Origin of the sequence: Variovorax sp. N23, assembly GCF_025486315.1 — a bacterium.
GTDB lineage: Bacteria > Pseudomonadota > Gammaproteobacteria > Burkholderiales > Burkholderiaceae_C > Variovorax.
Map to the genome: position 1 here is coordinate 155,722 of NZ_JAOOPY010000006.1, position 24,503 is coordinate 180,224.

At 67.1% G+C, this 24,503-nt stretch carries 30 protein-coding genes and 1 tRNA gene; 24 read left to right on the forward strand and 7 right to left on the reverse strand.

What is annotated here, in order from left to right:
- Nucleotides 1–11 precede the first annotated feature (11 nt).
- Together hisH and hisA are read left to right on the forward strand one after the other, a co-directional pair.
- Nucleotides 12–668: an imidazole glycerol phosphate synthase subunit HisH gene (gene hisH, locus N8A90_RS11425; protein ID WP_262074987.1), complete on the forward strand. Its 657-nt coding sequence runs from the start codon at nt 12–14 to the stop codon at nt 666–668.
- Nucleotides 669–688: 20 nt separating this feature from the next.
- Nucleotides 689–1,432, forward strand: coding sequence for a 1-(5-phosphoribosyl)-5-[(5-phosphoribosylamino)methylideneamino]imidazole-4-carboxamide isomerase (hisA, locus tag N8A90_RS11430; RefSeq protein WP_262074988.1), 744 nt, complete (start codon nt 689–691; stop codon nt 1,430–1,432).
- 17 nt (nt 1,433–1,449) lie between these two features.
- Here hisA and N8A90_RS11435 read toward each other — a convergent pair whose 3' ends face one another.
- A complete protein-coding gene (locus N8A90_RS11435; protein WP_262074989.1) occupies nt 1,450–2,439 on the reverse strand; it encodes a TRAP transporter substrate-binding protein in 990 nt (329 codons plus the stop codon).
- 92 nt (nt 2,440–2,531) lie between these two features.
- Here N8A90_RS11435 and N8A90_RS11440 point away from each other — a divergent pair, with 92 nt between their 5' ends.
- The 9 genes from N8A90_RS11440 to tatC all read left to right on the forward strand — a co-directional run bounded on the left by N8A90_RS11440 (nt 2,532) and on the right by tatC (nt 7,352).
- Nucleotides 2,532–3,371 (forward strand): D-hexose-6-phosphate mutarotase, encoded by an 840-nt coding sequence (locus N8A90_RS11440; protein ID WP_262074990.1) that lies wholly within the window; start codon nt 2,532–2,534, stop codon nt 3,369–3,371.
- A 29-nt stretch (nt 3,372–3,400) separates the two neighbouring features.
- A complete protein-coding gene (hisF, locus tag N8A90_RS11445) occupies nt 3,401–4,180 on the forward strand; it encodes an imidazole glycerol phosphate synthase subunit HisF (protein ID WP_262074991.1) in 780 nt (259 codons plus the stop codon).
- Nucleotides 4,181–4,223: 43 nt separating this feature from the next.
- Nucleotides 4,224–4,613, forward strand: coding sequence for a phosphoribosyl-AMP cyclohydrolase (gene hisI, locus N8A90_RS11450; protein WP_262074992.1), 390 nt, complete (start codon nt 4,224–4,226; stop codon nt 4,611–4,613).
- Nucleotides 4,613–4,987 (forward strand): phosphoribosyl-ATP diphosphatase, encoded by a 375-nt coding sequence (locus N8A90_RS11455; RefSeq protein WP_410087663.1) that lies wholly within the window; start codon nt 4,613–4,615, stop codon nt 4,985–4,987. The genes hisI and N8A90_RS11455 overlap by 1 nt, the downstream gene beginning before the upstream one ends.
- Before the next feature lie 10 nt (nt 4,988–4,997).
- Nucleotides 4,998–5,387: a DUF4870 family protein gene (locus N8A90_RS11460; RefSeq protein WP_262074994.1), complete on the forward strand. Its 390-nt coding sequence runs from the start codon at nt 4,998–5,000 to the stop codon at nt 5,385–5,387.
- On the forward strand, nt 5,377–5,736 hold the full coding sequence (locus N8A90_RS11465) for a histidine triad nucleotide-binding protein (protein WP_262074995.1): 360 nt from the start codon (nt 5,377–5,379) through the stop codon (nt 5,734–5,736). Before N8A90_RS11460 ends, N8A90_RS11465 begins: the two co-directional genes overlap by 11 nt.
- Before the next feature lie 45 nt (nt 5,737–5,781).
- Nucleotides 5,782–6,018, forward strand: a complete 237-nt coding sequence (gene tatA / locus N8A90_RS11470; protein WP_262074996.1) for a Sec-independent protein translocase subunit TatA — start codon at nt 5,782–5,784, stop codon at nt 6,016–6,018.
- A 10-nt stretch (nt 6,019–6,028) separates the two neighbouring features.
- The gene (gene tatB, locus N8A90_RS11475; RefSeq protein ID WP_262074998.1) at nt 6,029–6,490 is read left to right on the forward strand and encodes a Sec-independent protein translocase protein TatB; all 462 of its coding nucleotides are present in this window, start codon (nt 6,029–6,031) and stop codon (nt 6,488–6,490) included.
- Between the two features lie 61 nt (nt 6,491–6,551).
- Nucleotides 6,552–7,352 (forward strand): twin-arginine translocase subunit TatC, encoded by an 801-nt coding sequence (tatC, locus tag N8A90_RS11480; RefSeq protein WP_262075003.1) that lies wholly within the window; start codon nt 6,552–6,554, stop codon nt 7,350–7,352.
- A 43-nt stretch (nt 7,353–7,395) separates the two neighbouring features.
- On the opposite strand, the gene N8A90_RS11485 is transcribed toward tatC, so the two are convergent.
- Complete coding sequence (locus tag N8A90_RS11485) at nt 7,396–8,559, reverse strand: S1C family serine protease (protein ID WP_262075004.1); 1,164 nt, start codon at nt 8,557–8,559, stop codon at nt 7,396–7,398.
- Between the two features lie 208 nt (nt 8,560–8,767).
- Between N8A90_RS11485 and N8A90_RS11490 the strand changes: the two genes are divergently transcribed.
- The 3 genes from N8A90_RS11490 to pdxA are packed head-to-tail and all read left to right on the forward strand — an operon-like array spanning nt 8,768 to nt 11,974.
- Nucleotides 8,768–10,099: an MFS transporter gene (locus N8A90_RS11490; RefSeq protein ID WP_262075005.1), complete on the forward strand. Its 1,332-nt coding sequence runs from the start codon at nt 8,768–8,770 to the stop codon at nt 10,097–10,099.
- Between the two features lie 10 nt (nt 10,100–10,109).
- Nucleotides 10,110–10,883 (forward strand): Nif3-like dinuclear metal center hexameric protein, encoded by a 774-nt coding sequence (locus N8A90_RS11495; protein WP_262075006.1) that lies wholly within the window; start codon nt 10,110–10,112, stop codon nt 10,881–10,883.
- Nucleotides 10,880–11,974 carry a 4-hydroxythreonine-4-phosphate dehydrogenase PdxA gene (pdxA, locus tag N8A90_RS11500; RefSeq protein WP_410087664.1) on the forward strand — a complete coding sequence of 365 codons (1,095 nt, stop codon included), beginning with the start codon at nt 10,880–10,882 and terminating at the stop codon, nt 11,972–11,974. Before N8A90_RS11495 ends, pdxA begins: the two co-directional genes overlap by 4 nt.
- Here the strand turns inward: pdxA and mscL are convergent.
- Complete coding sequence (mscL, locus tag N8A90_RS11505) at nt 11,961–12,389, reverse strand: large conductance mechanosensitive channel protein MscL (protein WP_262075008.1); 429 nt, start codon at nt 12,387–12,389, stop codon at nt 11,961–11,963. The two genes, pdxA and mscL, sit on opposite strands and share 14 nt — an antisense overlap.
- A gap of 157 nt (nt 12,390–12,546) precedes the next feature.
- Between mscL and petA the strand changes: the two genes are divergently transcribed.
- The 6 genes from petA (at nt 12,547) to N8A90_RS11535 (ending at nt 16,792) form a co-directional block, all read left to right on the forward strand.
- A complete protein-coding gene (gene petA / locus N8A90_RS11510; protein WP_262075009.1) occupies nt 12,547–13,161 on the forward strand; it encodes a ubiquinol-cytochrome c reductase iron-sulfur subunit in 615 nt (204 codons plus the stop codon).
- 13 nt (nt 13,162–13,174) lie between these two features.
- A complete protein-coding gene (locus tag N8A90_RS11515) occupies nt 13,175–14,575 on the forward strand; it encodes a cytochrome b (protein WP_262075010.1) in 1,401 nt (466 codons plus the stop codon).
- Between the two features lie 16 nt (nt 14,576–14,591).
- On the forward strand, nt 14,592–15,347 hold the full coding sequence (locus N8A90_RS11520; protein WP_262075012.1) for a cytochrome c1: 756 nt from the start codon (nt 14,592–14,594) through the stop codon (nt 15,345–15,347).
- 101 nt (nt 15,348–15,448) lie between these two features.
- Nucleotides 15,449–16,060, forward strand: coding sequence for a glutathione S-transferase N-terminal domain-containing protein (locus tag N8A90_RS11525; protein WP_262075014.1), 612 nt, complete (start codon nt 15,449–15,451; stop codon nt 16,058–16,060).
- A gap of 28 nt (nt 16,061–16,088) precedes the next feature.
- Nucleotides 16,089–16,667 (forward strand): ClpXP protease specificity-enhancing factor, encoded by a 579-nt coding sequence (locus N8A90_RS11530; protein WP_262075016.1) that lies wholly within the window; start codon nt 16,089–16,091, stop codon nt 16,665–16,667.
- Between the two features lie 49 nt (nt 16,668–16,716).
- Nucleotides 16,717–16,792, forward strand: a tRNA-Thr gene (locus N8A90_RS11535).
- Nucleotides 16,793–16,838: 46 nt separating this feature from the next.
- On the opposite strand, the gene N8A90_RS11540 is transcribed toward N8A90_RS11535, so the two are convergent.
- Nucleotides 16,839–17,150 (reverse strand): DciA family protein, encoded by a 312-nt coding sequence (locus N8A90_RS11540; RefSeq protein ID WP_262075017.1) that lies wholly within the window; start codon nt 17,148–17,150, stop codon nt 16,839–16,841.
- Nucleotides 17,151–17,311: 161 nt separating this feature from the next.
- Here N8A90_RS11540 and secA point away from each other — a divergent pair, with 161 nt between their 5' ends.
- From secA to mutT, 4 genes are all read left to right on the forward strand, one after another.
- On the forward strand, nt 17,312–20,095 hold the full coding sequence (gene secA / locus N8A90_RS11545) for a preprotein translocase subunit SecA (RefSeq protein WP_262075018.1): 2,784 nt from the start codon (nt 17,312–17,314) through the stop codon (nt 20,093–20,095).
- A gap of 31 nt (nt 20,096–20,126) precedes the next feature.
- Complete coding sequence (argJ, locus tag N8A90_RS11550) at nt 20,127–21,356, forward strand: bifunctional glutamate N-acetyltransferase/amino-acid acetyltransferase ArgJ (RefSeq protein WP_262075019.1); 1,230 nt, start codon at nt 20,127–20,129, stop codon at nt 21,354–21,356.
- Nucleotides 21,357–21,438: 82 nt separating this feature from the next.
- Nucleotides 21,439–22,305 carry an ATP-binding protein gene (locus tag N8A90_RS11555; RefSeq protein WP_262075021.1) on the forward strand — a complete coding sequence of 289 codons (867 nt, stop codon included), beginning with the start codon at nt 21,439–21,441 and terminating at the stop codon, nt 22,303–22,305.
- Nucleotides 22,302–22,751: an 8-oxo-dGTP diphosphatase MutT gene (gene mutT / locus N8A90_RS11560; RefSeq protein WP_262075022.1), complete on the forward strand. Its 450-nt coding sequence runs from the start codon at nt 22,302–22,304 to the stop codon at nt 22,749–22,751. The genes N8A90_RS11555 and mutT overlap by 4 nt, the downstream gene beginning before the upstream one ends.
- 7 nt (nt 22,752–22,758) lie before the next feature.
- On the opposite strand, the gene N8A90_RS11565 is transcribed toward mutT, so the two are convergent.
- The 3 genes from N8A90_RS11565 to coaE all read right to left on the reverse strand — a co-directional run bounded on the left by N8A90_RS11565 (nt 22,759) and on the right by coaE (nt 24,487).
- Nucleotides 22,759–22,971, reverse strand: a complete 213-nt coding sequence (locus N8A90_RS11565) for a DNA gyrase inhibitor YacG (RefSeq protein WP_262075024.1) — start codon at nt 22,969–22,971, stop codon at nt 22,759–22,761.
- A 60-nt stretch (nt 22,972–23,031) separates the two neighbouring features.
- Complete coding sequence (gene zapD, locus N8A90_RS11570; protein WP_262075025.1) at nt 23,032–23,787, reverse strand: cell division protein ZapD; 756 nt, start codon at nt 23,785–23,787, stop codon at nt 23,032–23,034.
- 100 nt (nt 23,788–23,887) lie between these two features.
- Nucleotides 23,888–24,487 carry a dephospho-CoA kinase gene (gene coaE / locus N8A90_RS11575; RefSeq protein ID WP_262075026.1) on the reverse strand — a complete coding sequence of 200 codons (600 nt, stop codon included), beginning with the start codon at nt 24,485–24,487 and terminating at the stop codon, nt 23,888–23,890.
- Between the last annotated feature and the right edge of the window lie 16 nt (nt 24,488–24,503).

Sequence of the window (24,503 nt, forward strand, 5' to 3'; positions counted from 1 at the left end):
GACGCATCCACATGACCACCGCCGCCAACACCGTTGCCGTCGTCGACTACGGCATGGGCAACCTGCGCTCCGTGTCGCAGGCCGTGCAGCACGCCGCCGACCAGGTCGGCGTGGAAGTCTTCGTCACGTCCGACCCCGAGGTGGTGCGCAAGGCCACCCGCGTGGTGCTGCCGGGGCAGGGCGCCATGCCCGACTGCATGCGCGAGCTGCGGGATTCGGGCTTGCAGGCCTCGGTGCTCGAGGCGGCCGCCAGCAAGCCGCTCTTCGGCGTGTGCGTGGGCATGCAGATGCTGTTGTCGACCAGCGAGGAAGGGCCGACGAACGGGCTCGGCCTCATTCCTGGCCAGGTGATCAAGTTCGACCTGGCCGGCCGCACCCAGCCCGACGGCAGCCGCTACAAGGTGCCGCAGATGGGCTGGAACCAGGTGCGCCAGGCGCAGCCGCACCCGGTATGGGCCGGGGTCCCGGACCAGGCGTACTTCTATTTCGTCCACAGCTTCTTCGCCAGGCCGGCCGATCCCAAGCACAGCGTCGGCGAAGCCGACTACGGCGCGCCGTTCACGGCCGCCATTGCGCGCGATAATATTTTCGCCACCCAGTTTCACCCCGAGAAGAGTGCAGACCATGGTCTGCAGCTCTACCGCAACTTCCTCCACTGGAACCCCTGAGCCTTCCGGCTCGCCCTGCCATGCTGCTGATTCCCGCCATTGACCTCAAAGACGGCCACTGCGTTCGCCTCAAACAAGGCGACATGGACCAATCGACCATCTTCAGCGAAGACCCGGCCGCCATGGCGCGCAAGTGGGTCGAAGCGGGCGCCCGTCGGCTGCACCTGGTCGACCTGAACGGCGCCTTCGCCGGCAAGCCGCAGAACCACGCCGCGATCAAGGCGATCCTGCGCGAGGTGGGCGAAGAGATCCCGGTGCAGCTGGGCGGCGGCATCCGCGACCTCGACACCATCGAGCGCTACATCGACGACGGCCTGCGCTACGTGATCATCGGCACGGCCGCGGTGAAGAACCCCGGCTTCCTGAAGGACGCCTGCGTCGCTTTCGGCGGCCACATCATCGTCGGCCTCGACGCCAAGGACGGCAAGGTCGCGACCGACGGCTGGAGCAAGCTCACCGGCCACGAAGTCGCCGACCTGGGCAAGAAGTTCGAGGACTACGGCGTCGAGTCGATCATCTACACCGACATCGGCCGCGACGGCATGCTGTCGGGCATCAACATCGATGCCACGGTGAAGCTCGCGCAGGCGCTCACCATCCCGGTCATCGCCTCGGGTGGCCTGTCGAACATGGCCGACATCGACCAACTCTGCGCGGTCGAATCCGAAGGCGTCGAAGGCGTGATCTGCGGCCGCGCCATCTACTCGGGCGACCTCGACTTCGCCGCGGCGCAGGCCCGCGCCGACGAACTCGCCCTCGGCTGAACGCGGCAGGGGCAGCCTCAGTCGCTGCCCAGCCGCTTCAGGATCTCGTCGGCGTCCGCGCCGACCTTCGCCTGCCACTGCTTCAACGCACCGGTCGAGGCCGACTTCAGCCCCCGCATGACGTCCGGCGCCACCCGCGTGTCGATCACGACGCCGTTGCTGCGCATCGTGCGGTAGTTTTCGTCGAGCCGGCTGCGGATGCGCTGCCACTGGGCCGCCTCCGTTTCTGCCCCGGCCTGGTCGATGGCGGCCTTCCCCGCGGCGTCGAGTGCGTCGTAGGCGGCGAGGTTGATCGTGGTGATCGAAATCGGCATGGCGTAGTTGATCTCGGCGAAGGCCGGCAGGTACTGCCACAGCTTTCGGCCCGCGCCGCCGTCACCGGACGACAAAACGGCGTCGACGTCACCCGCCGCGATGCGCGGCATGGCGTCGGCGAAGGAGATGTTGAAGGCCGTCGCGCCGGCCGCCGTCATCGTCGACTGGGAGATGCCGTCGTAGGTGCGGATGCGCAGCGCCCGCAGGGCGTCGAGCGACCCGACAGGCTTCTTCGACCAGATGCCCGACGCCGGCCAGGGCGTTGTGTACAGCAGCTTCTGACCGTGCGCTCCCAGGAAGCGCTCGTACGCCGGGCGGGCCGCCTTGAGCAGCGCCTCGGCCCGTGGCAGCGAATCGGCCAGGAAGGGCAGCGACGACACGGCGAACAGCGGGTACTTGTTGGCCACGCCGCCGGCGAACGCATCGGCCGCGTCGAGCTTCCGGGCCTGGACGGCGTCGACCATGTCGCCGGACTTGAAGCCCGCCGATGCATCGAAGCTGGGCTCGAAGACCACGCGGCCTCCCGTCTTCTGGGCTACCTTCTCGACGAAGGTGGACATGCCGAGTCCGGGCATCGAGGTGGCCGGGTACTCGGTCGCGATCTTCAGCGTGACGGCCGGCTGGGCGGTGGCCGCGGCGGCGAAGAAGACGGCGATCAGGATGGAAAGACGGGGAAAGCGCGGGCGGGACATGGGGGTTCCTTGGGTGGTGCGAGGGCCTTGCAAGTTGCAGACCGATGTTGCGCCAGGCCGTGTGAGCATCGCGCTAAATCTAGAATCGCGCCATGCCCTTGCAAACCCTCGACGTCCGCGGCCAGCCCGCGGTGCGCCTCACCCTCCCCGAGGGCAGCACCTGCACCGTCGCGTTGCACGGCGCGCAGGTGCTCGGGTGGACCACGGCCGACGGCGTGGAGCGCATCTACCTCAGTCCCGACGCCGTCTTCGACGGCCTGGCCGCCATCCGTGGCGGCGTGCCCGTCTGCTGGCCACAGTTCAACCAGCGCGGGCCGCTGGCCAAGCACGGCTTCGCGCGCAACATGGCGTGGCAGGTCGAGCCCGTCGATCCGGCCGCACCGGGCGACGTGCGGCTGGTGCTGACGGACAGCGACGCCACCCGCGCGCTCTGGCCCCACGGCTTTCGCGTCACCCTGACCGTCACGCTGACGCCTCAGGCTCTGCGCACCGCGCTCGACGTGGTGAACACCGGCACCGCCCCCTGGGCCTTCACCGCTGCGCTGCACACCTACCTGCGGGTCGACGAGATCGCCGATGTGCGCCTCGAAGGCCTGCTGGGCGCCGCCCGCTGGGATGCGGTCTGCGACCTGCGCCATCCCGAAGCCACCGAGGCGCTGCGCTTCGGCGAGGAATTCGACAGTGTCTACGCCGCGCCAGCCGAACCGTTGCGCCTGGTCCAGCCGCGCGGCACGCTCGAGATCGCGCAGAGCGCGAGTTGCACCGAAACGGTGGTCTGGAACCCGGGCCCCGTGCTCGCGGCCAAGCTGTCCGATCTGCCGGACGACGGTTGGCGCCACATGCTCTGCGTCGAGGCGGCACGCATCGACGAAGCCGTGCTGCTCCAGCCGGGCGCCGCATGGCAGGGCTGGCAGCAACTCAGCGTGCGCTGATCCTTCTTTTTCTTCCCAACACCGATCCTATGCTCGCCAAACGCATCATCCCCTGCCTCGACGTGACCGGCGGCCGCGTCGTGAAGGGCGTCAACTTCGTCGAACTGCGCGACGCGGGCGACCCGGTCGAGATCGCCGCGCGCTACAACGCGCAGGGCGCCGACGAACTGACCTTCCTCGACATCACCGCCACCAGCGACGGCCGCGACCTGATCCTGCCGATCATCGAAGCGGTGGCTTCGCAGGTCTTCATTCCGCTGACGGTGGGCGGCGGGGTGCGCACGGTCGAGGATGTGCGCCGGCTGCTCAACGCAGGCGCCGACAAGATCAGCTTCAATTCGGCCGCCATCGCCAATCCGCAGGTGATCGAGGACGCCGCGCGGAAGTACGGCGCCCAGTGCATCGTGGTCGCCATCGACGCCAAGCGTCGCACGCCCGAGGACGTCGCCACGCGCGGTCCGGGCTGGGACGTGTACAGCCATGGCGGACGCAAGAACACCGGCCTCGACGCGGTGCAGTGGGCCGTCGAGATGGCGCGCCGCGGCGCCGGCGAGATCCTGCTGACCAGCATGGACCGCGACGGCACCAAGAGCGGCTTCGACCTGGCGCTGACCCGCGCGGTGAGCGACGCGGTCAGCGTGCCGGTGATCGCCTCGGGCGGCGTCGGCGCGCTCGATCATCTGTCCGACGGCATCCAGATCGGCGGGGCCGACGCGGTGCTGGCGGCCAGCATCTTCCACTACGGCGAATTCACGGTGGGCGAGGCGAAGGCGCAGATGGCCGCGCGCGGTATTCCGGTGCGTCTTTGAGCCTGTTCGCCGGCCGGCATTGACGGTTTGCGACAATCGCCCGATGGATTGGCTCAATGAAGTGAAATGGGACGCGAACGGCCTGGTGCCGGTCATCGCGCAGGAGCAGGGCAGCAACGACGTGCTGATGTTCGCCTGGATGAACCGCGAGGCGCTCGAAAAGACCGCCGAACTCGGCCGCGCCGTGTATTTCAGCCGCTCGCGCAACAAGCTCTGGTTCAAGGGCGAGGAGTCGGGCCACGTGCAGACGGTGCACGAGATTCGCCTGGACTGCGACAACGACGTCGTGCTGCTCAAGGTGACGCAGCTCGGCCACGAGCCCGGCATCGCCTGCCACACCGGCCGTCACAGCTGTTTCTTCAGCAAATACGAGAATGGCCGATGGATTGCGGTCGACCCGGTCTTGAAGGACCCGGAAACGATCTACAAATAATGGAAACGATGACCACCGACGCGCTCGCCCGCCTTGCCGCCACGATCGAAAGCCGCCTGCCTGCGCGCGGCGGCGACCCCGAAAAGAGCTACGTGGCTCGCCTGCTGCACAAGGGGCCCGACGCCTTCCTCAAGAAGATCGGCGAGGAGGCGACCGAGGTCGTCATGGCGGCCAAGGACGCCGACCACGGCGGCGACCGCCAGAAAATAGTGAACGAAGTGGCCGACCTGTGGTTCCACAGCATGGTGGCGCTCGCGCACTACGGCCTCACGCCGCGCGAGGTCATCGACGAACTGGAGCGACGCGAAGGCACCAGCGGCATCGAGGAAAAGGCGCTTCGCAAGGCGCAGGCCCGCGAAGCCTCCAACGACTGAAAGTGAAGCCATGGCCAACGACATCGTGAACGCCGAGCCCGACGAATCGCTCAGGACCTGGGGCTGGGTCAGCTACATCCTGCACCTGATCGTCGCGGTCGGCGCGGTGCTGCCGGGCGCCCAGGCGTCGATCGTGCTGCTGCTCATCGCGCTGGTGATCGACCTGGTCAAGCGCGACGACGCCCGTGGCACCTGGCAGAAGTCGCATTTCAGCTGGCGCATCCGTTCGGTGCTCTGGGCGGGCATCCTCTACGTGCTGACGTCGTGGCTGTGGCTCCTGTTCTTCGTGCCCGGCTGGATCGCCTGGGGCCTGATCTCGCTGTGGTTTCTCTACCGTATCGTCAAGGGCATGGTGCGCATGAACGCCGGCCGTCCGATGGAGCCTGCCGATGTCGTCTGATCCGAACTGCATCTTCTGCAAGATCATCGACGGGAAGATCCCCTCGAAGAAGGTCTACGAGGACGAAGACCTCTACGGCTTCCACGACATCGCGCCGTGGGCGCCGGTCCATTTCATGCTGGTTCCCAAGCGGCACATCGCCTCGATGGCGCAGCTGACGCCCGACGATGCCGGGCTGATGGGCAAGATCATGACCTTGGCGCCGAAACTCGCGCTCGAGCACGGCTGCCGGCCCTATCCGGACGGCGGCTACCGCGTGGTGGTGAACACCGGTGCCGAGGGCGGCCAGGAAGTGCACCATCTCCATGTTCACGTCATGGGCGGCCCCCGCCCCTGGCTCAAGGGCTGATAGCCGGCCCGGTCTAAAATTCTTCACATTCTTCAGGAGTCATCCATGGGTTCTTTTTCTATCTGGCACTGGCTGATCGTGCTGCTCGTCGTGGTCATGATCTTCGGCACCAAGAAGTTGCGCAACATGGGCTCCGACCTGGGCGGCGCCGTGAAGGGCTTCAAGGACGGCATGAAAGACGGCTCGACCACCGACACGCCGGCCACCCCCACGCAACACGTGACCGGCACGCCGGCCGCCGACAAGTCGACCATCGACGTCGAAGCGCGTCAGAAGTCCTGAGCCGACCCGCGTGATCGACCTCGGCATTTCGAAGCTCGCGCTGATCGGCGCGGTGGCGCTGATCGTCATCGGCCCCGAGAAGCTGCCGCGCGTGGCCCGCACGGTGGGCATGCTGCTGGGCAAGGCGCAGCGCTACGTCAACGACGTGAAGGCCGAGGTCAACCGGTCGATGGATCTGGACGAGCTGCGCAAGATGAAGGACACCGTCCAGGAGGCTGCGCGCGATGTCGAACAGAGCATCCACACGGGTGCCAGCGACTTCGAGAAGCAGTTCTCCGAAAGCGGGCAGACGCTGTCGGCGCTGGCCGAACCCGAGGTGCCGTCGTACCCCGAGTACAGGCACCCCCGCAAGAACTGGCGCCTGAAACAGGGCGCCACGCCGCAGTGGTACAAGTCGCGCAACGGCGTGCGTACCAAGGCGCTTTCCGGCGCGGCGCGTGTCGCCCGCTTCCGTCCGCACAAGATCAACTAGCCGCCACGCCGAACCCGGCCGCGCGCAGTGCGCCTCCGATTTCCTGCCCGCAGCGTCCCCCATGGCCGATTCCACCGACAAGAACAAAGAAGACGAACTGGCCGGCACCGAGCAGCCCTTCGTCGCGCACCTCATGGAGTTGCGCGACCGCCTGCTCTACTGCGTCTACGGCCTCGCCGTGGCGGCGGCGCTGCTCGCCTTCTGGCCCGGCCCGGCAGGGCTGATCGACCTGATCGCGATACCGATCCGCGCCCACATGCCCGAGGGCGCCAAGCTCATCGCGGTGGGCGTGTTCTCGCCCTTTTTCGTACCCCTGAAGGTGCTGGGCATGACGGCCGTGCTGCTGGCGCTGCCCTGGCTCATGTACCAGATCTGGATGTTCGTGGCGCCGGGGCTCTACAGCCATGAAAAGAAGTTCGCGCTGCCGCTGATCCTGTTCGGCAGCCTGCTGGCTTATGCAGGCATCGGTTTCGTGCAGTTCTTCGTGCTGGACAAGATGTTCGGCTTCATCCAGCGCTTCACGCCGCCGAGCGTGAATGCCACGCCGGACATCTCCTCGTATGTCGAGGCGATCCTGTCGCTCTACATCGCGTTCGGCTGCGCCTTCCAGGTGCCGATCGTCGTGATGCTGCTGGTGCGCTTCGAGATGGTCACCATCGAGAAGCTGCGCAGCTTCCGCGGCTACTTCATCGTGCTGTCCTTCGTGGTGGCCGCGGTGCTCACGCCACCCGACGTGGTGTCGCAGCTGGCGCTGGCCATCCCGATGTGCCTGCTCTACGAGGTGGGCATCATCGCCGCGCGCTACTTCGTGAAGCACAGCGCGGCACCGGCGGAAGAGGGCGCCGACTCTCCGCAGTCCTGATCGGTCCCGATGCGCTGGCGGCACCGCGCGGTGCCGCCGGACATCATTCGGGGTCGTTCGGGGTGCGACGCACCGGCGTTTTCGGCCGCAGGCCCGGCACCACGTTCAGTTCCATCTTGTCGGTCCCGCGCTGCAGCGCGAAGCGCGATTCGCTGCCCGGCTTCAGGCCGGCCACGGCCGTCAGCAGTTCCTGCACGTTGTCCACCTTCTTGTCGTCGACGCTGGTGATCACGTCGCCCGGACGGATGCCCGCCTGCGCCGCGGGGCCGTTCTGCAGCACGCCGGTGATGATGACGCCCGCATTGGCCTTCACGCCGAAGGTTTCTGCCAGTTCGGGCGACAGATCGTTCGGCTCCACGCCGATCCAGCCGCGCGTGACCTTGCCTTCCTTCACGATGTCGCCCAGCACCTGCTTGGCGATCGAGACGGGAATCGCGAAGCCGATGCCCATGCTGCCGCCCGAGCGCGAGTAGATCGCGGTGTTGATGCCTTCGAGGTTGCCGTTGATGTCGACCAGCGCACCGCCCGAATTGCCAGGGTTGATGGCCGCATCGGTCTGGATGAAGTTCTCGAAGGTGTTGATGCCGAGCTGGTTGCGGCCCAGCGCCGAGACGATACCGCTGGTCACCGTCTGGCCCACGCCGAAGGGGTTGCCGATGGCGAGCACCTGGTCGCCCACCTGCAGCGTGTCGGAGTTGCCCAACACGATCGCGGGCAGCTTGTCGAGCTCGATCTTCAGCACGGCGAGGTCGGTGTCCGGGTCGGTGCCGATCACCTTGCCGCGTGCATGGCGGCTGTCGTTGAGCGTCACCTCGATCTCGTCGGCCCCCTCGACCACGTGGTTGTTGGTGAGGATGTAGCCATCGGTGCTGACGATCACGCCGCTGCCCAGGCCGACCTGCGGCTGGCTGTCGCCCTGGTCGCCGAAGAAGAAGCGGAACCACGGGTCGTTGCTGCGGGGATGGCGCTGGGCCGCCTTGCTGGTGTTGATGCTCACGACCGCGGGCGCCGCCTTCTTGGCTGCGCTGCTGAGGCTGCCGGGCGCTGCCGGAGCCGGCGCGGTGCCGCCCGGGGCTTCGATCACCGAGACGACGCCGGCGAGCGAGGTGCGGCGGTTCAGCCACTCGGGCTTGAGCGTGGCGACGACGAAGTAGGCCGCCAGCAGGACGGTCACGGCTTGGGCAAACAGCAGCCAGGTGCGTTTCATGAAGAGGTCGGAGAGATGAGGAAGTGCGCGCACTGCAGCGTGGCGCCGGGGGCGGTCATTGTCCATCAAAGGCCTTCACGGCTCCGTCAGCGGAGGCCGGGACCGCTCGGACCAGAGCGGGTAACGGCTGCGACTAGGGGAAACCCTTAAAATCGCCGCCCTTGCGCCACGGCGATGCCGTGCCGCCCGCTTCCATTCCTGCCTGCCCATGACTGCCACCATCCTTGCCGAACACGCCGCTTCCGCGGACGCGGCCGGCCGCACGCTGAACGCGCGCGACTACAAGACGCTCTCCCTCTCCGCCCTCGGCGGCACGCTCGAGTTCTACGACTTCGTCATCTACGTGTTCTTCGCGACCGTGCTGGGCGCGCTGTTCTTCCCCATCGACATGCCGGACTGGCTGCGCCAGCTGCAGACCTTCGGCATCTTCGCCGCGGGCTACCTGGCGCGGCCGCTCGGCGGCATCGTCATCGCGCACTTCGGCGACATCCTCGGCCGCAAGCGCATGTTCACGCTGTCGATCTTCCTGATGGCCGCGCCCACGCTGGTGATCGGCCTGCTGCCGACCTACGCCAGCATCGGCGTGGCGGCACCGCTGCTGCTGCTCGCCATGCGCGTGCTGCAGGGCGCCGCCATCGGCGGCGAGATGCCCGGCGCCTGGGTCTTCGTGGCCGAGCATGTGCCGGCCAGGCGCTACGGCTTCGCCGTGGGCACGCTCACGTCGGGCATCACCGGCGGCATCCTGCTGGGGTCGCTGGTGGCGGTGGCCATCAACACGCACTACGCGCCGGCCGAGGTCAACGACTTCGCCTGGCGCATCCCGTTCATCCTGGGCGGCGTGTTCGGACTGGTGTCGGTGTACCTGCGGCGCTTCCTTCACGAGACGCCGGTGTTCCAGGAACTGGCTGGCCGCCGCAGCGTCGCGCGCGAACTGCCGGTCAGGACCATCCTGCGCGAACACCGCGGCGCCGTCGTCTTCGTCGGCCTGCTGACCTGGGTGCTCTCGGCCGCCATCGTGGTGGTCGTGCTGTACACGCCGACCTACCTGCAGAAGGTGCACCACGTGCCGGCTGCGCTGGCGCTCCAGGCCAATGCGCTGGCCACCCTGACGCTCACCCTTGGCTGCATCGTGGTCGGCTGGGCGACGGACCGCCTCGGCACCCGCGCCGTGATGCTGATCGGCTGGGGCGGCCTGCTGGTCACGTCGTACCTGTTCTACACGAGCCTGCCTGGCACGCCGGCCTCGCTGGTGTGGCACTACGGGCTGGTCGGCTTCTTCGTCGGCACGATCGCCACGGTGCCGATCGCCAGCGTGCGCGCCTTCCCGGCACCCATCCGCTTCTCGGGCCTGTCCTTTGCCTACAACATGTCGTACGCGATCTTCGGCGGCCTGACGCCGGTGATCCTCACGCTGTGGCTGCAGAAGGACCCCATGGCGCCCGCGCACTACGTCGGCACGCTGGCGGTGCTGGGCTTGTTGCTGGCCCTGCTGCCGATGGCTTCGCGCGGCTATCCGATGCGGGCGGCGCCGAAGGCGTAACAATGGCGGGATGACGACCACCCGCCACGAACTTCTCCATGCGTTCGACCTGCTGCTGGCGCCCGAGCGCTTCAAGGACTACGGGCCGAACGGGCTGCAGGTCGAAGGCCGCACCACGGTGCGCAAGATCGTCTCGGGCGTGACCGCCAGCCGCGCCTTGATCGAGGCCGCCATCTATGCGGAAGCCGACGCGATCTTCGTGCACCACGGCCTGTTCTGGCGCGGGCAGGACGGCCGGGTCACCGGCTGGATGCGCCAGCGCCTGGGCCTGCTGCTGGGCGACGACGTGAACCTCTTCGCCTACCACCTGCCGCTCGATGCGCATCCGGAACTCGGCAACAACGCGCAGCTGGGGCTGCAGCTCGGCCTGGTCGCGAACACCGGCGCGGCAGGCCGCTTCGGCGAGCAGGACCTGGGCTTCATCGGCGGTCGTGCCGATGGCGGTGTCTTTGCCGATGCGGCAGCGCTCGCGGCGCATGCGCAGGCGGTGCTCGGCCGGCAGGTCACGCTGGTCGATGGTGGACGGCGGCCGATCAGGACGGTGGCCTGGTGCACCGGCGGGGCGCAGGGCCACTTCGAGGCGGCCATCGCCGCGGGCGCCGATGCCTTCCTGACCGGCGAGATCTCCGAACCGCAGGCGCACTGTGCACGCGAGATGGGCGTGGCCTTCCTGGCCTGCGGCCACCATGCCACCGAGCGCTACGGCGCACCCGCCGTGGCGGCGCACATCGCTGCGCAACTCGGGCTGGCGCACGAGTTCATCGACATCGACAACCCGGCATGAGCATGGCCACTGGCACGAACCGGCTGCCCATCGCGATCACGATGGGCGACCCTGCGGGCATCGGACCGGAGATCGTCGTGAAGGCCTTCCGCGATGCGCCCGCGCTGACCCGTGGCTGCTTCGTGGTGGGCGACCTGGCCACCCTGCGCGCTGCGCAGCGGTTGCTGACTGCACCGGCGGGCGTGTCGATCCCGGTCGCGTCGATCGAACATCCCGATGAGGTGTTGCGCCTGCCCCCGAACTGCCTGCCCGTGCTCCAGGCCATCGCACCGCCGGAAGGCGTGGTGACGGGGCAGGTCGGTGCCGCGGCCGGCAAGGCGGCGGGCGACTGCGTGGTGTGGGCGGCCCGGGCCGCGCTCGCCGGGCAGGTGTCGGCGATCGTCACCGCGCCGCTGCACAAGGAGTCGTTGGCTGCCGCCGGCTTCGCGTTTCCCGGCCATACGGAATTGCTGCAGGCCGAGGCCGCGGCGCACCTCCATCGCCCGGTGACCGAGGTGCCCGTGCGGATGATGCTGGCGAACGACGAGATGCGCACCGTGCTCGTGAGCATCCACATGTCGCTGCGTGACGCCATCGACGCGGTGCGTTTCGACGGCGTGCTGGCGACGATCCGCATCGCGCACCAGGCCCTGGGCGCGGCGCTGGGCCGCCCGCCGCGCATCGGCGTGGCCGGATTGAATCCGCATGCGGGCGAGGGCGGACTGTTCGGTTCGGAAGAGCGCGACATCATCGCGCCGGCGATTGCCGCCGCGCGGGCCGAGGGCATCGATGCGCACGGGCCCTACGCGCCCGATACGGTCTTCATGCGGGCCCGCACGACGCCGGCCCAGCCGGGGGAATTCGACGTCGTGATCGCCATGTACCACGACCAAGGTTTGATCCCGGTCAAGTATCTGGGTGTGGAGAAGGGCGTGAACGTGACGCTCGGGCTGCCGCTGGTGCGCACCAGTCCGGACCACGGCACGGCTTTCGACATCGCCGGCACCGGGCGCGCCGACGCATCGAGCCTGATCGAGGCGATCCGGATGGCGCGTGCGCTCGCGCCGGAAGCGCTCACAGGCTCGGACGCTCAGCCTCTCAGGGGCGCTTGAGACTGTCGCGGATCTCGCGCAGCAGGGCGATGTCTTCCGGCGGTGCGGCCACGGCGGGCGCGGCTTCTTCCTTCTTGCGCAGCTTGTTCACCTGCTTGACCATCATGAAGATGATGAAGGCCAGGATGATGAAGTTGACCGCGATGGTGATGAAGTTCCCGTACGCCAGCACCGCCACGCCGGCCTTCTTGAGGTCGGCCAGGTTGTTCGCCACACCGGTCGGAACCGTGCCCAGCACGACGTAGAGATTGGAGAAGTCGAGCTTGCCGAAGACCAGGCCGACGATCGGCATGATGATGTCGGTGACCAGGGAATCGACGATCTTGCCGAAGGCCGCGCCGATGATCACCCCGACGGCCAGGTCGACCACATTGCCCTTGACCGCGAATTCGCGGAACTCTTTCATAACGCTCATCTCAAGCTCCTCGCCGGTGTGAAGGCCGGCCAGTATAGGAGGCATCGAGGGGCACGCACACACCGTGCCACGCCGTGTCGTGCGCGTTGAGGTCGCCTGTGACGCTCCGCTACAATCGCCGGCTGATCCCACCCCAGCGACAAGATTGAGGACCCCCATGAGTGACATCCCCGTCGGCGCCCCCCGGATAGACAAGAGCAAGCGGACGTGGTTGATCGCCTCCAGCTGCGCCGGTGCGGTGGGTGGTGTGGCGACTGCGATCCCGTTCGTCAGCACGTTCCAGCCCTCCGAGCGCGCCAAGGCCGCCGGTGCGCCGATCGAAGTCGACATCAGCGCCATGCAGGTCGGTGAGAAGCTCACGGTCGAATGGCGCGGAAAGCCGGTGTGGATCCTCAAGCGGACGCCGCAGCAGATCGCCGAACTGCCCAAGCTCGACAGTCAACTGGCCGACCCGAAGTCCGAGCGCAATCCTGCCGAATTCACCCCCGAGTACGCCCGCAACGAAGGTCGGTCGATCAAGCCCGAAGTGCTGGTGGTGGTCGGTATCTGCACGCACCTGGGTTGCTCGCCGATCGACAGGCTCCAGCCCGGGCCGCAGCCCTCGTTGCCCGACAACTGGGAAGGCGGCTTCCTCTGCCCGTGCCACGGCTCGACTTTCGATCTGGCCGGTCGCGTCTTCAAGAACAAGCCCGCACCCGACAACCTGCCGGTGCCGCCGCACATGTACCTGTCGGACACCCGCCTGCTCATCGGCGAAGACAAGAAGGCCTGAGGGAAGAGACGACATGGCTGAATTCAAGGACATCTCCCCCAACGCCCCGGCCGCCGAGAAGCTGCTGAACTGGGTCGACAACCGCTTCCCGCTGACCAAGCTGTGGAACGACCAGTGGGGCCAGTACTACGCGCCCAAGAACTTCAACTGGTGGTACATCTTCGGCTCGCTCGCGATGCTGGTGCTGGTCATCCAGATCGTGACCGGCATCTTCCTGGTGATGCACTACAAGCCCGATGCGAACCTGGCCTTCGCCTCGGTCGAGTACATCATGCGCGACGTGCCCTGGGGCTGGCTCATCCGCTACATGCACTCCACGGGCGCCTCGGCGTTCTTCATCGTCGTCTACCTGCATATGTTCCGCGGCCTCATCTACGGCAGCTACCGCAAGCCGCGCGAACTGATCTGGATCTTCGGCTGCGCGATCTTCCTGTGCCTCATGGCCGAAGCCTTCATGGGCTACCTGCTGCCCTGGGGCCAGATGAGCTACTGGGGCGCGCAGGTGATCGTCAACCTGTTCGCGGCCATTCCCTTCGTCGGCCCGGACCTGGCCCTGCTGATTCGCGGCGATTACGTGGTGAGCGATGCCACCCTCAACCGCTTCTTCAGCTTCCACGTGATCGCCGTGCCGCTGGTGCTGCTCGGCCTGGTGGTGGCCCACCTGATCGCCCTGCACGAAGTCGGCTCGAACAACCCCGACGGCATCGAGATCAAAGCCCATCGGGGCCCGGACGGCCATCCGCTCGACGGCATCCCCTCGCACCCGTACTACTCGGTGCACGACATCTTCGGCGTCGTGATCTTCCTGACGATCTTCTCGGCGATCATCTTCTTCGCGCCGGAGATGGGTGGCTACTTCCTGGAGTACAACAACTTCATCCCGGCCGATTCGCTCAAGACGCCGATCCACATCGCGCCGGTCTGGTACTTCACGCCCTTCTATTCGATGCTGCGCGCCATCACCAGCGAAATGATGTATGCGCTCATCGCCTGCGTCGTGGCCGGTGCCGTGTTCGGCGTGTGGAAGGCGCGCGTCGCGGCCCTGGTCAAGGGCGCGATCGTGGTGGCCGCCGTGGTGGTCGCCGTGCTGATGCTGTCGATCGACGCCAAGTTCTGGGGCGTTGTCGTGATGGGCGGTGCCGTCATCATCCTGTTCTTCCTCCCCTGGCTGGACCACAGCCCGGTGAAGTCGATCCGCTACCGCCCGACGTGGAACAAGTACCTCTACGGCGTGTTCGTCATCAACTTCCTGATCCTGGGCTATCTGGGCGTGCAGCCGCCGTCGCCGCTCGGCGAACGCGTCTCGCAGGTGGGCAGCCTGTTCTATTTCGGCTTCTTCCTGCTGATGCCGTGGTGGAGCCGTCTGGGCGAATTCAAGCCGGTGCCGGAGCGCGTGACCTTCACTGCGCACTGAGCTGGAGAGAAGAACAATGAAGAAACTGATCCTCACGCTGATCGCCGCACTCGGTATCGTCACCGGCGTCCACGCTGCGCAAGGCGGTCTCGCCTGGGACAAGGCGCCCAACCGCACCAACGACCTGGCCTCGCTGCAGAACGGCGCCAAGTTGTTCGTCAACTACTGCCTGGGTTGCCACTCGGCGGCCTTCATGCGCTACAACCGCCTGCAGGACATCGGCATCTCCGAGCAGCAGATCAAGGACAACCTTCTGTTCACGACCGAGAGAGTCGGCGACGTGATGAAGGCCAACATCGATCCGCGCCAGGCCAAGGAGTGGTTCGGCGCCAACCCGCCCGACCTGACGCTGGTGGCGCGCTCGCGTGCCGGCCATGGCGGCACCGGTGCCGACTACCTCTACACCTACCTGCGCACCTATTACCGCGACGACACCAAGGCCACCGGCTGGAACAACCTGACGTTCCCGAGTGTCGGCATGCCGAACGTGCTCTGGGAACTGCAGGGCAACCGCCGCCCGGTCTACGACAAGGTGGAGCAGCACGGCCACGAAGTGGAAGTGTTCAAGGGGTGGGAACAGCTCAGCCCTGGCGCCATGACGCCTTTGCAGTACGACCAGGCGGTGGGCGACCTGGTCAACTACCTGCAGTGGATGGCCGAGCCGGCGCAGAACACGCGTGTGCGCGTTGGTGTGTGGGTGCTGCTGTTCCTGGTGATGGCGCTGGTCTTCGTCTGGCGGCTCAATGCGGCTTTCTGGAAAGACGTCAAGTAGCCGTGCATATGCCGATCGGCACGCGCCCCAGGGCGTGGCCGGTCCCACGGAGTGGGTTGCCAACGCGACCCACTCTTTTTGATTTTTAGGAGTCTCCCGCCATGATGGTTCTGTATTCAGGTACGACCTGCCCCTTTTCCCACCGCTGCCGTTTCGTCCTGTTCGAGAAGGGCATGGACTTCGAGATCCGCGACGTCGACCTGTACAACAAGCCCGAAGACATCAGCGTGATGAATCCGTACGGCCAGGTGCCGATCCTGGTCGAGCGCGACCTGATCCTGTACGAGTCGAACATCATCAACGAGTACATCGACGAGCGCTTCCCGCATCCGCAACTGATGCCCGGCGACCCGGTCGACCGCGCCCGCGTGCGCCTGTTCCTGCTGAACTTCGAAAAGGAACTGTTCGTGCATGTCGCGACGCTCGAGAACCGCACCGCCAAGGGTAACGAGAAGGCGCTGGAGAAGGCCCGTGCCCATATCCGCGACCGCCTCACGCAACTGGCACCCGTGTTCCTCAAGAACAAGTACATGCTGGGCGACAACTTCTCGATGCTCGACGTGGCCATCGCGCCGCTGCTCTGGCGTCTGGACTACTACGGCATCGACCTGAGCAAGAACGCGGCACCGCTGCTGAAGTACGCCGAGCGCATCTTCTCGCGCCCGGCCTATATCGAGGCACTGACGCCGTCCGAAAAGGTGATGCGCAAGTAAGCATCATCCAACGCGTTCCCCGTTCCTCATGCTCAACGCACTCGACTCGTCCTCCACCCGCCCCTATCTGATTCGGGCGATGTATGAATGGTGCACCGACAACGGGTTCACGCCCTATGTGGCGGTGCAGGTCGACGACACCGTCCAGGTGCCGCGCGAGTACGTGAAGAACGGCGAGATCGTGCTGAACGTCAGCTTCGACGCCACCAGTTCGCTCAAGCTGGGCAACGAGTTCATCGAGTTCAAGGCGCGCTTTGCGGGCTCTGCACGCGAGATCATCGTGCCGGTTGGCCGGGTGATCGCGATCTACGCGCGCGAGAACGGTCAGGGCATGGCCTTTCCGGCGCCGGCACCTGCCGGAGCGGCCGATGGCGACGGTTCGGCTCCGGCGCCGGTCGTGGCCTCGACGCCCGTGGCCGCAGCGCGCACGCCGTTGCGCGAGGCGTCCCGCGAAGGCGAAGGCGAGACAGGCAAGGTCGTTCATCTGGTGACGACCGAAGGCACGCCGGATGCACGCGACGAGTCCGATGCCGGCGTCGACGGGACCGAGCCGCCGCGCCCGCCTGCCGGTGGCGGTGCCAAGCCTTCTCTGAAGCGCATCAAGTAAGCGTCATCGGGGCGTGCCTCGGTGACCCTTGGATAGAATCCAGCCCCACGCCGCTTTAGCTCAGTTGGTAGAGCAACCGCCTTGTAAGCGGTAGGTCGTCAGTTCGATTCCGACAAGCGGCACCACTTTCTTTTTTTCGCGTCGAGCCCTTCGACGCTTTGGCTGCGCTGCTCAGCGCCGCGTCTGCACCTTGATGCGGATGCTCGCCACCTTCCAGCCTCGCGCATTCAGTCGCGCCACCAGCGTCGGCGCCAGCTGGCGCAGCTTGGCCGCGGCGGCGCTGCCCTGCACGATCAGGCACCACACGTCATCTTCGGCCGGCCCGGGCTTGATGGCCGGACGCATCTCGACCGGAATCAGGCCCTCGATCGCCTTCAGCCGGTCGGCGGCATCCTGCGCGCGCGCCAGCAGCCCCGCCAGGGTGGGCGATCCGTCCGCGGCCTGCAGCAGCGTGAAGGAATTGAATCGGCGAGTCGATGACATGAGGGGATGAGGTCAAGTGGCTAAAATGCCCGGTTTGCCGGCGTTCGCGCCGGCACGGGCCGCTTGTGTTTTGCATCGGCGCGCCCAAGTGCTTTCACCCTATCTTAGGGATTTCGTCGCGGCATCCGAATCCGTTCGGGTGCTCGATCGATCCTTCACACATGGCCACCAACTTCCTCACCCAAATCTTCGGCAGTCGCAACGACCGGCTACTCAAGCAGTACCGCAAGACCGTGGAACGCATCAATGCCCTCGAACCGCAGTTCGAGACACTCAGCGACGATGCGCTGCGCGCCAAGACAGGGGAGTTCAAGGACCGCGTCGCCAAGGGCGAGTCGCTCGACGACCTGCTGCCCGAGGCCTTCGCCACGGTGCGCGAAGGCTCCAAGCGCGTCATGAAGATGCGCCACTTCGACGTCCAGATGCTCGGCGGCATGGCCCTGCACAACGGCAAGATCTCCGAGATGCGCACGGGCGAAGGCAAGACGCTGACCGCCACGCTGCCGGTGTACCTCAACGCGCTGTCCGGCAAGGGCGTGCATGTGGTCACGGTCAACGACTACCTGGCCAACCGCGACGCGCAATGGATGGGGCGCCTCTACAACTTCCTCGGCCTGACGGTGGGCATCAACCTGCCGAACATGCCGCGCGAGGAGAAGCAGGCGGCCTACGGGGCCGACATCACCTACGGCACGAACAACGAGTACGGCTTCGACTACCTGCGCGACAACATGGTCTACGAGTCGCGCGACCGGGTCCAGCGCGTGCTGAACTACGCGATCGTCGACGAGGTCGACTCGATCCTGATCGACGAGGCGCGCACGCCGCTGATCATCAGCGGCCAGGCCGAGGACCACACCGACCTGTACCTCGCGATCAACAAGGTCGTGCCGCTGCTGGTGAAGCAGGAGGGCGAGGAAGACCCGCGCACCGGCGAGGGCGTGACCAAGCCCGGCGACTTCACCGTCGACGAGAAGACGCACCAGGTGTTCCTGACCGAAGACGGCCACGAGAAGGCCGAGCAGCTGCTGTCGGAATTCAAGCTGCTGCCCGAAGGCGCATCGCTGTACGACCCGGCCAACATCACGCTGATGCATCACCTGAATGCCGCATTGCGCGCACGGCATCTGTACCACCGCGACCAGCATTACGTGGTGCAGCAGGGCGAGGTGGTGATCGTCGACGAGTTCACCGGCCGCCTGATGAGCGGGCGCCGCTGGAGCGACGGCCTGCACCAGGCGGTGGAAGCCAAGGAAGGCGTGGAGATCCAGCCCGAGAACCAGACGCTGGCGTCGATCACCTTCCAGAACTACTTCCGGCTGTACGGCAAGCTGGCGGGCATGACCGGCACGGCCGATACCGAGGCCTACGAGTTCCAGGAGATCTACGGGCTCGAAACGGTCATCATCCCGCCCAACCGCATCAGCCGGCGCGACGACCAGCTCGACCGCGTCTACAAGACGACGCGCGAGAAATACGAAGCCGCGATCGAGGACATCCGCGAATGCTACGAGCGCGGCCAGCCGGTGCTGGTGGGCACCTCGTCGATCGAGAACTCGGAGATCATCGATGCGCTGCTGACCAAGGCCGGGCTGCCGCACCAGGTGCTCAACGCGAAGCAGCATGCGCGTGAAGCCGACATCGTGGCCCAGGCCGGCCGCGCGAAGATGATCACCATCGCGACCAACATGGCCGGCCGCGGCACCGACATCGTGCTCGGCGGCAACATCGAGAAGGTGATCGCTGCCATCGAGGCCGACGAGGGCATGGACGAAGCCGCCAAGGCGGCCGAGGTCGCCCGCGTGCGGGCCGAATGGACGAAGGACCACGAGGCGGTCAAGGCCCTCGGCGGCCTGCGCATCATCGCCACCGAGCGGCACGAGTCGCGCCGCATCGACAACCAGCTGCGCGGCCGTTCGGGCCGGCAGGGCGACCCGGGCTCCTCGCGCTTCTACCTGAGCCTGGACGACCCGCTGATGCGCATCTTCGCGGGCGACCGCGTCAAGGCCATCATGGACCGGCTCAAGATGCCGGACGGCGAGGCGATCGAAGCGGGCATCGTCACGCGCAGCATCGAGAGCGCGCAGCGCAAGGTCGAGGCGCGCAACTTCGACGTGCGCAAGCAGCTGCTCGAGTACGACGACGTCTCGAACGACCAGCGCAAGGTGATCTACCAGCAGCGCAACGACATCCTCGACGCGGCCGACCTGACGGCGCAGATCGCAGGACTGCGCGAAGGCTGTTTCTCCGACCTGGCGCGGCAGTACGTGCCCGCCGAATCGGTGGAAGAGCAGTGGGACCTCGTCGGGCTCGAGAAGACGCTCGCGAACGACTGGGCCCTGGATCTTGCGTTGAAGCAGGAGGTCGAGGCCGCTACCGCCATCAGCGACGAGGAGGTCGTCGAGCGGGTGGTCGGCGCGGCCCATGCGTCCTTCGCCGCCAAGGTGGCCCTGGTCGGCCAGGAGAACTTCACGCAGTTCGAGCGCATGGTGCTGCTGCAGAGCATCGACACGCACTGGCGTGAGCACCTGGCTTCGCTCGACTACCTGCGCCAGGGCATCCATCTGCGCGGCTATGCGCAGAAGCAGCCGAAGCAGGAATACAAGCGCGAGGCCTTCGAGCTCTTCGGGCAGCTGCTCGACTCGGTCAAGAACGAGGTCACGCGCCAGCTCATGACGGTGCGCGTGCAGTCGGGCGAGCAGCTCGAGGAAGCGGCCGAGACCATGGAAAGCCGCGCCGAAGCCATTTCCAACATCACCTACACCGCCCCCACCGAGACGGGCGAGGTCGAGGTGCGTGTCGACGAGGACAGCACACGCCGCGCTGCTGCGGCCGGTCTCGGGCTGAGCGCCGGGGCCGAGGCTTTCGCGCGCGTCGGCCGCAACGACCCGTGCCCCTGCGGCAGCGGCAAGAAGTTCAAGCAGTGCCACGGCAAGCTGACCTGATTCACCTGTTCCTCCTTTTGAAGACAACGCCATGCCAGTGAACCTCACCCCTCCCAATCCGGCGACGCTGCATGCGGTGCCGGGCGTGCGCATCGGCGTGGCGGAAGCCGGCGTGCGCAAGGCGAACCGCAAGGACCTGACGGTCGTGCTGATCGACGAAGGCGCTGCCGTCGGCGGCGTGTTCACCCAGAACCGCTTCTGCGCCGCGCCGGTGCAGGTGTGCCGCGCGCATCTGGCCAAGGGCTACGGCATTCGTGCGATGCTGATCAACACCGGCAATGCGAATGCAGGCACCGGCCAGGACGGCCTGGCGCGCACGCACCAGAGCTGCGTGGCGCTGGCGCGCGAACTGAACATCGCGCCGGAGCAGGTCCTGCCGTTTTCGACCGGCGTGATCATGGAGCCGCTGCCGGTCGACCGCATCGAGGCCGGGCTGCCCGCAGCCTTGGCCGATGCGGCGCCCGACCACTGGGCACGTGCGGCCGAAGGCATCATGACCACCGATACGGTGCCGAAGGCCTTCAGCCAGCAGGTGCAGATCGGCGGCGCCATCGTCACGGTCACCGGCATCAGCAAGGGCGCCGGCATGATCCGCCCGAACATGGCGACCATGCTCGGCTTCATGGCGACCGACGCCTGCATCGACCCGGCACTCATCCAGCCGCTGGCCAAGGCGCTGGCCGATGCGTCGTTCAACCGCGTCACCATCGATGGCGACACGTCGACCAACGACTCCTTCGTCGTCATCGCGACGCAGAAGGCCGCGCATGCGCGCATCGATTCGCTCGACTCGGCCGACGGCCGTGCGCTGGCCGCCGCGATGCAGAACGTCGCGCGCCTGCTGGCCCAGGCCATCGTGCGCGATGGCGAGGGCGCCACCAAGTTCATCACCATCCGCGTCGAAGGTGGCCGCGACGGCGCCGAGTGCCGGCAGGTCGCTTATGCGGTCGCGCATTCGCCGCTGGTCAAGACGGCTTTCTTCGCCAGCGACCCGAACCTGGGCCGCATCCTCGCCGCGGTCGGCTATGCCGGCATCGATGACCTCGACCAGACCGGCATCGATCTGTACCTCGACGACGTGCATGTGGCCGTCAAGGGCGGACGCAACCCGTCTTACCGCGAGGAAGACGGCCAGCGTGTGATGAAGCAGAGCGAGATCACGGTGCGCATCGGCCTGGGCCGGGGCGACGCCACCGACACGGTCTGGACCTGCGACCTGAGCCACGACTACGTGTCCATCAACGCCGATTACCGTTCATGATGGCCCCCACGTTCATCACGGTGTGTATTCACTGCCCCCCGAGGGGGTGCTCAACGCCCTTCGGGCGGCCGGGCGGGCGTCGATGAACGAAAAGTTCGAGCACCTCCTCGAGCGCGCCGAGCAACTCATCGCCCGCATCGAGTCGATCCTCCCGCAGCCGCTGCAGGCGCCGGCCGATTGGGACGCCATCGCCTGGCGCTACCGCCGCCGCAGCTCGGGCCACGGCACGCTGGAGCCGGTGCGCCATGTGGCGCCGATGCCGCTCGATGCGCTCAAGGAGATCGACGTCCAGAAGGAGAAGATCGAGCGCAACACGCGCCAGTTCGTCGAAGGCAAGCCGGCCAACAACGTGCTGCTGACCGGCGCGCGCGGCACCGGCAAGTCCTCGCTCATCCGGGCCTGCCTGCAGGCCTATGCGCCGCAGGGCCTGAGGCTGATCGAGGTCGACAAGGCCGAGCTCACCGATCTGCCGGACATCGTCGAGGTGGTGGCGAACCGCCCCGAGAAGTTCATCGTCTTCAGCGACGACCTGAGCTTCGACGAGGGCGAGCCGGGCTACAAGGCGCTCAAGTCCATCCTCGACGGCTCGGTCGCCGCGTCGACGGCCAACGTGCTGATCTACGCGACCAGCAACCGGCGCCACCTCTTGCCCGAGTACATGAAGGACAACCTCAGCTACACCCACACCGACGATGGCGAAGTGCATCCGGGTGAGGTGATCGAGGAGAAGATCTCGCTGTCGGAGCGCTTCGGCCTGTGGGTGAGCTTCTATCCCTTCAGCCAGGCCGAGTACCTGGCGATCGTGGCGCAGTGGCTGTCGTCCTTCGGTGTCGACGCGTCGGCCATCGCCGCCGCGCGGGCCGACGCGCTGGTCTGGGCGCTCGAGCGCGGCTCGCGCAGCGGGCGCGTGGCCTACCAGTTTGCGCGCGACTACGTGGGGCGTGCATGAGCACCGCGGCGGTCGAGACGCGCAAGCACACCGAGGTGGCGGTGGGCATCCTGATCCGCGGCGAGGACGATGCATTGCTCCTGTCGACGCGACCGGAGGGCAAGCCCTATGCCGGCTACTGGGAGTTTCCGGGCGGCAAGATCGAAGCGGGCGAGACCGTGGAACAGGCGCTGCGCCGTGAGCTGCAGGAGGAACTCGGCATCACCATCGCGGGCGCCGAGGTCTGGAAGGTCACCGAGCACGACTACCCGCATGCGCTGGTGCGGCTGCACTGGTGCAAGGTGCGCGCATGGGACGGCGAGTTCGAGATGCGCGAGGGCCAGGCGATGCGCTGGCAGCAACTGCCGCTGGACGTGACGCCGGTGCTGCCCGGCGCGCTGCCGGTGCTGGCCTGGCTGGCGGAAGAGCGCGCTTCAGGCGAATCACGCGCCGCAAGCGCCGGCTGAGCAGGCACTACTGCAGGCGCGGGTCGCCGAAGGGCTCGTCGTCCGGCGGTGCCTCGGCCGGCATGCGGAATTCTTCGCTGGCCCAGGCGCCGAGGTCGACCCCCTTGCAGCGCGCGCTGCAGAAGGGGCGGTAGGCATTGCCGGGGCCGTAGATGCTGTCCTCGCCGCAGGCGGGGCACCGCACGATGCGATCGCCGGTCGGGGTGGTGCGGGTGGTCATGGCTTTTCTCCTGCGCGCCGTGCCGACACGGGCCGCGACGCCGGTTCGTTCATGCGCGCGTCAGGCGCACAGGGTCAGTTCAAAGGGCGTGTCGTCGAGGCTCGCATGCAGGCGATCGTCCGATTCATGCCGCATCATCCGCACCGAGACCATCAGCCGGTTGCCGCTGATCTCCGGGATCACGCCCAGGCGCGGGTCGATGCGCAGGCGCAGCAACTGGAAGCTGCGGCCCTGCGGCAGGTTCTGCTGGAACTGTCCGCCAGCGGCCATCACCTTGTAGGGCACGTCGGCATCCCGCAGCAGCTTGAGCAGGAGGTAGATCGATTCGGCCAGCGGCGCCAGCGTCGACGACCAGCGTTCCAGATCGACGCGGCGCGCGGTGGCCGGCCGGTTCTGCCAGGCGTGGTAGGCCGGCAGATCGAATTCGCAGGTGCCGCCCGGAATGCCCGCGCGGCTGCGGATGCTCATGAGCCACTCGTTCTCCGTCAACGACTGTCCGGCCTTGCCGGGCACGGTGTTGAGGGTGGCGAAATTGCGTTCGAGCTGGCCCACCACCTGGTCGAGCACGGCCTCGGAGATCGCGGGATTGCCGCGGTAGCTGTTGAAGACGTTCTTGTGCTTGTCGAGGTCGCGCAGCACGTCGGACTTGAGGTCGGCGCGCGCGGCCACATCCATGATCTCGAAGATCGTGACCAGCGCGTAGTGGTGCGAGAGGGCGGACTCTGCGGGGACCAGTTCACCCAGGCGGCGGAACAGGTGCTCCAGCCGCAGGTAAGTCCGGATGCGCTCGTTGAAGGGGTACTCGTAAAGAATCACGCGGTATATCGATTTCCTGTCGCGGGATCATAGCCCCAGGGTGCGCGATGTGGTGTGTCGTGTTGCTTCGGGGGCGATCGCCGAGGCGGGGCCCCAGGGTTCAGGCCGCAGGATGCCCGATCCAGTGGGCCCACAGGCTGCGCACCTCGTCCGCGAGCGCCTCGAGGCTCAGGCCATCGTTGAAGACGACGGCGTCTGCGGCGGCACGGCGATCGCGGCGCGGCGCCTGCTGGGCAATCACGGCCCGCACGGCCTCGGGCGCCCATCCCGAACGCGCCAGCACGCGGGTCAGTTGCGTGGCTTCGCTCGCGTCGACCACCAGCACGCGATCGACGATGCGCCGCCAGCGTTTCGACTCCACCAGCAGCGGCACGTCGAAGACGATCGGCGTGCCCGCGGCCGCCGTGGCCTGCCGCTCGGTCTCGATGCCGATGAGCGGGTGCAGGATGGCTTCGAGCCGCCGCTTGGCCTCGGCATCCGCGAACACGATTTCGCGCATGCGGGCCCGGTCCAATCCGCCGGCCGCATCGAGCACGTTGGCCCCGAAGGCCGACTCGATCGCAGGGACGGCCGCGCCGCCGGGCAGCGAGATGGCGCGCGCGATGGCGTCGGTGTCGATCAGCGTGGCGCCCAGGTCACCCAGCATCGTGGCCACCGTGCTCTTGCCGCTGCCGATGCCGCCGGTCAGGCCGATGCGCATGCTGTGCGATCCCTGA